This is a genomic window from Xanthovirga aplysinae, from assembly GCF_009711365.1.
Classification (GTDB): Bacteria; Bacteroidota; Bacteroidia; order Cytophagales; family Cyclobacteriaceae; genus Xanthovirga; species Xanthovirga aplysinae.
In genome coordinates, this window is record NZ_SMMB01000976.1 from 1 (window position 1) to 6,053 (window position 6,053).

Here is a 6,053-nt window from a genome sequence, read left to right on the forward strand (position 1 = left end):
GGTTGATCTTTTAATAGACTCTCTATTTAGATGCTTTCTAGAAGTTCCTCAATTGAACTGTAAATTCGATCCAATTCTTCATTCGTAATAATATAGGGGGCTAAAATGTAAATCACATTTCCTAATGGGCGAAGTAAAATATCTTTTTCCAAAAAGAAATTATAAATAGCATTTCTAGATTTATTGAAGTAAGAAGTCTCTTCTTCAGTCAGAATTTCAAAGGCAATTACAGTACCACAAACCCGAATGTCTTTAAGTTTAGGATGGTGTTCCAGCTTTTTCTTAATACCAAGGTGTCTTTTTTCTACTCTTTGGATATTATTCTGGCAGGTTTCAGAGGTTAGAATTTCAAAACTCGCATTGGCTGCTGCACAAGCTAATGGGTTTGCTGTAAAGGAATGGCTATGAAAGAAGGTTTTTTTAGGGTCTTCTTCACGGAAAGCGTCTATGATTTTTTCCGAACAACTTGTTACTCCCAAAGCCATGGTCCCCCCAGTCAGGCCTTTGGATAAACAAAAAATATCAGCTTTATTTTTTAGATAATCATTAGCAAAATATTTTCCTGTACGTCCAAAACCTGTTAGCACTTCATCAGCAATGCAAATCACGTCTTTTTGTTGTGCCAGATATATTAGTTCATCCAAAACTTCGGGTGAATACATCCTCATTCCTGCGGACCCTTGTAATAAAGGTTCAAAGATAAATGCGGCTACATCTTCACTTTTTAACAATGTCTTTAATGCATCAATAGTCTTTTCCTCCTTTCCTTTTTCAGGGAATGGAATGAAGGCCACATCGAATAAATAGGGATCAAATGCTTGAAAGAAGGAGCTTCTTCCTCCAACAGACATAGCTCCGAAGGTGTCACCGTGGTATCCTCCCTCAAATGCAATTACTTTTTCTTTTTTGATTCCTTGGTTGTGCCAATACTGAATGGCCATTTTGAGTGCTACTTCCACAGAAGTACTTCCATTGTCAGAAAAGAAAAATTTACTTTGGTTCTCAGGAAGGATCTTTAATAGATTTTCTGCCAATTGAATGGCTGGCGGGTGGGTGAAACCTGCAAAAATGACATGTTCCAACTCACGGGCTTGTTTGCTCAGTGCCTCTGCAATATGTTCATTAGAATGTCCGTGGGTATTTACCCACCATGAAGATACAGCATCAATAATTTTACGCCCATCTTCAGTGTGCAGATAGACACCTTTAGCGGATTGGATAACTAGAGGATCTCCACTACCGATCAGTGGTGTAAATGGGTGCCAAATATGGGCTTTGTCCTTTGAAAGATTATTTGTTAAAGTTATACTTTCAGTTTCCATCATTTCTATTGAATTTAAGGGGATTTACCAGTTTTCAGCCAATTTCTCAGCATAGTGATTCACAATATCTTCATTAATTTTTTCTTCAGGGAGAATTCGTAAAAGGCAAGGATAACCTGAGTATTTTAAAATAAAGGATTCACTTTCAGGATTGGGCTCTCCGTTAAAGATAATTCCTTTGACCTTATAGTTTCTTTGTTTCAAATATTCCACTGTTAATAAAGTGTGGTTGATGCTTCCTAAATATAAATTGGAAACTAAAACCACTTCTGCCTGGGTCCTTTTGGCAATATCAATGGCAAATTCTTCATCATTTAAAGGGGCCAATGCACCTCCTGCTCCTTCAATAATCAGGGGGTTTGAAGTTTGAGGAATGTCCATCTCAGCTGTGTTTATTTGTATATTTTCTTTTTCTGCAGCAGCATGGGGAGAGCAAGGAGTTTGTAGCATATAAGCCTCTTTAAAAAAAGTGCTACCTGAGTTTTGTACCAATGCTTTTACGTAATTGGTGTCGGTTGGCGTTCCTGCTTGTACAGGTTTCCAGTAATCTCCTTTTAAGGCCTTTATTAGAATTGCACTCACCAGGCTTTTTCCACTGTCTGTATCTATGGCTGTAATAAAATATCGCATGTTTATAAAAGTGTTTTTTATTGAATTGCTTGTACAGCAGATTTCATTTCTAAAAATAGTTTTTGGATTTCTTTTTCGCTGTTAAAAGTATGTAAACAAATTCTTAGTCGCTCCTGACCTTTTTTTACGGTAGGAGAAAGGATAGGCCTTACATCCAGGCCTTTTTCCTGCAGAACATTACTAACATTCTTTACTTTTTCATTTCCTTGAATGATAAGGGCCTGAATAGGGCTTTTACTGGGAATATGATGGTAAAGTTCATCTTCTCCAAAAGTGTCGGACAACAAGAGGTTGAAATAGGAAACCTTTTTTTGTAATTCCTTCTTTAAATGATGATTTTTTTCTAGAAAGTTGAAAGCTGAATGAATAGCTAATAGGCTATGGTTATTCATGGCTGTTGTATAAATGAAGGGTCTGGAAAAGTTAATTAGAAAGTCCTTTAGCACTTTTGAACCCACAACACAAGCCCCATGTATACCCATAGCTTTTCCAAAGGTGTGTATTCTGGCAAATACCTGTTGTTCCAATTCTTTTTCACAGCAAAGGCCATTTCCATTTTTTCCATAAATTCCAGTAGAATGGGCTTCATCTACTATAAGAGCTGAATTGTATTTTTGACTTAACTGAATGATTTGCTCCAAAGGAGCAATATCTCCATCCATTGAGTAAACTGACTCTACAAAGATATATATACGTCCTATAGCCTTTTTTAACTTATGCTCTAAGTCATTCAAATTATTGTGTCGAAAGGCATACCTGTTTGCAAAACTCAAACGGATGCCATCTTTGGCCGAGGCATGGCTCAATTCGTCATAAAGGATGGTGTCACCTTTTTGAGGTATAGTTGAAAGTAATGCTGTATTAGCAGCGTAGCCCGAATTGAATAACAAGGAAGCCTCACTTTGAAAGAGATGAGCCAGGTATTCTTCTAATTCCTCGGAAAAACTAGTATTTCCCGAAAGTAAACGTGAACCTCCTGATCCGTTTCGCTTAGGTTGAATAAGTTCGTAATTGCCCTGTATAATTTTATTTAATTCAGTGGATCGGGCCAATCCTAGATAATCATTGGAAGAAAAATCAACGGAGTGATCAACAGTACGGAGTTGGCGAAGGTTTCCCAGCTGTTTTCGATTAGAAAGTTTATCGGCTAAAAATTGTTCTGCAATATGCATAATGCTCCTTTTCGTTTCTCCGTGGTCCAAATGTAGGGTACAAAATTAAAAAAGAAATGCTGATTATGGATAAATTTATAATTTATGAGGTTTTAGGATAATGAACCTAAATGGCACAATAAAATGAAAAGGTATGAAAAAGTTGTTTTTTATAAATTATTTAGACTTCTGAGGACCCTTTCTTCATTTTTACTTAATGTAGGAAGATTGCTCTGTTTGTCATTAAATTGGGATTAGAAATTCAGAATTCTCAGATAAATCTGGGCTTTAATGTATAGTTATTTGGGGATTCTTAATTTTTAGTATAAAATTTGCAGAGTCATCTAAAGTATTTATAAAGATTATAAGAAAATGAAAAAAACATTTTTATCTATTGTGGGGCTGATGCTTGTGGTGATGAGTACTCAAGCCCAATCATTCAAATTTGGGCCAAAAGTGGGTGTGATAAGCTCAAATACCAGTTTAAGAGAAAACATTAATGGCATTCAGGAGGGAACTGCCAAGTTTGGTGTTCAGGCAGGGGCATTTGCCAGAGTGTCTTTGGGAGGTTTGTTTATTCAACCAGAGTCATTGTTTACTTCGAATCGTTCAGATTTGAGCATTGGAACCAGTCAACCAACAGATGTTACATTCAATAGGACCCGATTGGATGTGCCTGTTATGGTAGGATTGAAGTTTTTAAACCTGGTACGTGTACAGGCAGGGCCTGTTGCTAATTTTGTTTTGAGTTCTAAGGCAAAGGGAAATGAGGCAAATGTCGATAGGGACAATAATACAGCTATTGGTTACCAAGCAGGAGTAGGCGTTGATCTTTGGAAATTTACTTTTGATCTTAGGTATGAAGGAAACTTAAGCAGTTTTGGAGAAACGGTTAGTATTGCGAATCAGGAATTTACAACCGATTATAGAACCAGGCAATTATTGTTTCAACTCGGGTTTAACATTTTTTAAAAGATACAACAACTTTTATAATTAGAAAGCAGGTTTGGACAACCTGCTTTTTTTTTGAAAAATTTTCTTCAGACCTTCTTAAAAAAAGAGAATGAATCTCATTCCTCATCAGTATTCCTACTTGAAGGTTAGTATACCTAAAAAGCATTTTCCTGTTCACTTTTACCTTTTTTCACTCTTAACCCTCTTCCTTAGAATTAACTCCTTCTATTCCATTTTGATACAACTTGTGTTCGATTTTGGACAAATTTAAAATAAGGGAATATGCATTAAATGCTGAAAATAAGTGTTTAAACCCTTCTTTGATTGTTTGGCATACCTTTTTCTTCTGCTGTTTACATTTTTAATTAAATTCTTGTAAGAATGAATACAGCTTTATCAATACCAGTGAAATTTAGAAGGATTTATTTCCTTATATTTTTTCTTTTTATTTCCATAGCAGCCTCTGCCCAATCAGGCAATAAGGTAATAATAAGTGGGAAAGTTACCGATGTGAGCAATCATCCTTTAGAATTTACTAATGTATCCTTGTTACAGGATGGGGATTCTTCATTGGTAACAGGTATGGTAACGGATTTCAATGGAAAGTTTCAGCTTTCAGCCTTACAAGGAAATTATATATTAAATATATCTTTTATTGGATATGCTCCATATTCAAAACCTTTCGTGCTAAAAGGGGAATCCCTAGATTTAGGTACTATCATTTTGAATGATGATGACAAAACATTGGAAGAAGTGGTGGTTCAAGGCCAAAAAGCAATGATTGAAAGAACAGCGGAAGGCATTGTATACAATGTTGAAAATAGTCCAACCGCAGCGGGAAGTAATGCCTGGGAGGCTTTATCTAAGACCCCAGGAGTAATGGTGGACAAGGATGGTAATATAAACATTGCCGGAAAACAGGGCACCAGTATAATGTTGGATGGTAAACGGGTGAATCTTTCGGGAGAAGAATTAAAAGGATTGTTGGAAAGTATGTCTGCGGAAGATTTATCAAAGATAGAAGCCATAACTCAGCCTTCAGCTAAATACGATGCGCAGGGAACAGGGGGAATTATTAATATTAAAAGAAAAAGAAATAAAACTTATGGGCTAAAGGGAAGTGTAAATGGAGCTTTTCAGCAGGCAACTTATGGAAGTTACAATGGTGGATTGAATTTAAATTATCGTAACAAACGATGGGACATTTTTGGGAAGTATAATGGACGAAGTTATAAGTATAAAAGCACAAATGACATTACCACTATTTTAAAAGACTATGCCTCTCACATAGACCTGGTGGTTCTTTCGCCTGGCAATTCTCATCATTTTGAGGGAGGGATGGATTACTACCTTAATGAGAAAACAAGTATTGGTTGGCAGGCAGAAGGTAATCTGAGAGCTGGCCAAGGACTATTATTAACCAAAACCAAGGAGGGCGATAATTTTTTAAATATTCCTGCTGAATTGAATTCTACAGAACAGGACAATGATACCCAAATGGGATCTTTTAATCTTCATTTTAAAAAAGAGTTTGATTCCTTGGGGAGAGCGCTGAATGTAGATATAGACTATTTTAAATATCAATCTGATCAACTTCAGGACCTATTTAGAGAGGGTGTAGAAAACGGTGAACAAAATTTGCATCAACCATTGACGCAAAATAAATTAGTTCAGGATTTTATCAATAAATCGGCAAAAATCGATTATACACATCCTATTGGCAAAGGGAAATTAGAAACCGGGGTGAAGTTAAGCTCTAATCTAAATGACAATATTGTAGATTATGGGAATTGGGTAGAAGAAGAATTGGTAAAAGATGAAAATCAATCTGACCATTTTATTTATCAGGAAGATATTCAGGCCCTTTATGCCAGTTATGGGACAGCATTGAATGCACGATGGATGTTGCAGGCCGGTTTGCGTTCAGAATTTACCCAAACGGTACAACAATCCATAGCATTGAATTCAACTACTAAAAATAATTATGTAAATATTT

5 protein-coding genes are annotated in these 6,053 nt (G+C 36.1%); 2 read left to right on the forward strand and 3 right to left on the reverse strand.

What is annotated here, in order from left to right:
- Nucleotides 1-26: 26 nt before the first annotated feature.
- Genes bioA through E1171_RS09430 form a run of 3 tightly spaced genes read right to left on the reverse strand, consistent with a single transcriptional unit; the run spans nucleotide 27 to nucleotide 3,124 of the window.
- Nucleotides 27-1,325, reverse strand: a complete 1,299-nt coding sequence (gene bioA / locus E1171_RS09420) for an adenosylmethionine--8-amino-7-oxononanoate transaminase (RefSeq protein ID WP_155205753.1) — start codon at nucleotides 1,323-1,325, stop codon at nucleotides 27-29.
- A 21-nt stretch (nucleotides 1,326-1,346) separates the two neighbouring features.
- Nucleotides 1,347-1,952 carry a dethiobiotin synthase gene (gene bioD / locus E1171_RS09425; RefSeq protein ID WP_155205754.1) on the reverse strand — a complete coding sequence of 202 codons (606 nt, stop codon included), beginning with the start codon at nucleotides 1,950-1,952 and terminating at the stop codon, nucleotides 1,347-1,349.
- Between the two features lie 17 nt (nucleotides 1,953-1,969).
- Nucleotides 1,970-3,124, reverse strand: coding sequence for an aminotransferase class I/II-fold pyridoxal phosphate-dependent enzyme (locus tag E1171_RS09430; protein WP_155205755.1), 1,155 nt, complete (start codon nucleotides 3,122-3,124; stop codon nucleotides 1,970-1,972).
- A gap of 351 nt (nucleotides 3,125-3,475) precedes the next feature.
- On the opposite strand from E1171_RS09430, the gene E1171_RS09435 reads away from it, so the two are divergent.
- On the forward strand, nucleotides 3,476-4,075 hold the full coding sequence (locus tag E1171_RS09435) for a porin family protein (RefSeq protein WP_155205756.1): 600 nt from the start codon (nucleotides 3,476-3,478) through the stop codon (nucleotides 4,073-4,075).
- A gap of 363 nt (nucleotides 4,076-4,438) precedes the next feature.
- Nucleotides 4,439-6,053: outer membrane beta-barrel protein (locus tag E1171_RS09440; RefSeq protein ID WP_155205757.1), on the forward strand; the 1,615-nt coding region annotated here is incomplete at its 3' end.

Excerpts from the sequence above, each read along its gene's own strand:
- bioA (WP_155205753.1), bottom strand. The coding sequence starts at position 1,325 with ATGATGGAAACTGAAAGTATAACTTTAACAAATAATCTTTCAAAGGAC.
- bioD (WP_155205754.1), bottom strand. The coding sequence starts at position 1,952 with ATGCGATATTTTATTACAGCCATAGATACAGACAGTGGAAAAAGCCTG.
- E1171_RS09430 (WP_155205755.1), bottom strand. The coding sequence starts at position 3,124 with ATGCATATTGCAGAACAATTTTTAGCCGATAAACTTTCTAATCGAAAA.
- E1171_RS09435 (WP_155205756.1), top strand. The coding sequence starts at position 3,476 with ATGAAAAAAACATTTTTATCTATTGTGGGGCTGATGCTTGTGGTGATG.